Raw genomic sequence first — 1,856 nt, forward strand, 5'->3', positions numbered from 1 at the left:
GGTGGGGGGTGGGGGTTGGTGTTCTGGTGGTGGGGCGTTTGTCGGATGCGGTGCGTAATGGGCATCCGGTGGTGGCGGTGGTGGCGGGTAGTGCGGTCAATCAGGATGGTGCGTCGAATGGTTTGACGGCGCCGAATGGTCCGTCGCAGCAGCGGGTGATCCGTTCGGCGTTGGGCAGTGCGGGTTTGGGTGTGGCGGATGTTGATGTGGTGGAGGCGCATGGCACGGGCACCCGGTTGGGTGACCCGATCGAGGCGCAGGCGTTGTTGGCCACGTATGGGCAGGACCGCCCGGGTGGTGAGCCGTTGTGGTTGGGGTCGGTGAAGTCGAACATCGGTCACACCCAGGCCGCGGCGGGGGTGGCGGGTGTCATCAAGATGGTCCAGGCCCTGAAGCACAATGTGTTGCCGGCGACGTTGCATGTGGACGAGCCGACTCCGCAGGTCGACTGGTCGGCCGGTGCGGTGCGGTTGCTCACCGAGACCCGCCCGTGGCAGCCGCAGGCCGACCGGCCACGGCGTGCGGGTGTGTCGTCGTTCGGGTTCTCCGGCACCAACGCCCACCTGATCCTCGAAGAACCCCCGGCCGCCGTCGACGCCGCGACCGACCGCCCGGCCACTCAGGCCGGCCCGGTCCCATGGCTCATCTCCGCCCGCAGCGACGACGCCCTACGCGCACAGGCCACCCGACTGGCCAACCACCTCGACCAGAAGCCCGAAGCCGAGCCCGTCGACGTCGGCCACACCCTCGCGACGCGACGCGCCGCCCTGCCGTACCGGGCGGTGTCGCTCGGCGTCGACCACCGCGACGCCCTCGACGCGCTCGCGGTCGGTGCCTCGGCGGCCGGTCTGGTCGTCGGCGAGGTCTCCGACGGCAAGCTCGCGTTCGTCTTCTCCGGTCAGGGCTCACAGCGACCGGGCATGGGCCTGGAACTGGCCGAGACCTACCCGGTCTTCGCCGACGCCTTCGACGCCGCCTGCGCCGAACTCGACATCCACCTGGACCGCCCGCTGCGCGAGGTGATCACCGAAGGCGTCGAACTCGACCAGACCCTCTACACCCAGACGGCCCTGTTCGCCTACGAGGTCGCCCTCTACCGATTGGTCGAGTCGTTCGGGGTCACCCCGGACTACCTGGTCGGGCACTCGATCGGGGAGATCGCCGCCGCCCACGTCGCCGGAGTGCTGTCCCTCGCCGACGCGACGACGTTGGTCGCGGCACGAGGCCGGTTGATGCAGGAGCTGCCGGCCGGCGGCGTCATGGTCGCCGTACGGGCCACCGAGGCGGAGGTGCTGCCGCTGCTGACCGAGGGCGTGGACATCGCCGCGATCAACGGTCCCCACTCGGTGGTGTTGTCCGGCGTGGAAGGCGAGGTGGCCGCGGTTGCCGCCCACTTCGAGAAGTCCAAGCGGCTGCGGGTCAGCCATGCCTTTCACTCCTCGCTGATGGAGCCGATGCTGGGCGCCTTCGCCCAGGTGGCCGGCGGACTGACGTACCACCCGCCGCGCATCCCGGTCGTCTCCAACATCACCGGGCAGGTCGCGACCGAGCAGGACGCGGACTACTGGGTGCGGCACGTCCGCGAGGCGGTGCGCTTCGCCGACGGCATCACGACACTGGAGACCGAGGGCGTCACCACCTTCCTCGAAATCGGCCCGGACGGCGTACTCGCCGCCATGGGAGCGGACTGCGTGACCGGGGCCGTGCTCGTCCCCCTTCAGCGCGCGACCCCCGACCAGGTGCTGACCTTCCTCACCGGCCTGGCCCGAGCCTTCGTCCGCGGTGTCCCGGTGGACTGGACGCAGTGCTACCCCGGTGGTCGCCTCATCGACCTGCCCACCTACGCCTTCCGGCAC

Annotated in this window: 1 protein-coding gene; it reads left to right on the top strand. The window is 70.3% G+C overall.

Features of this window, described 5'->3' with window-relative positions:
* On the top strand, positions 1-1,856 hold a 1,856-nt coding region (locus LADH09A_RS03200), incomplete at both ends, for a type I polyketide synthase (RefSeq protein ID WP_238643231.1).

Origin of the sequence: Micromonospora cabrerizensis (assembly GCF_022230955.1) — a bacterium.
In the GTDB taxonomy this organism is placed as follows: Bacteria; Actinomycetota; Actinomycetes; order Mycobacteriales; family Micromonosporaceae; genus Micromonospora; species Micromonospora cabrerizensis.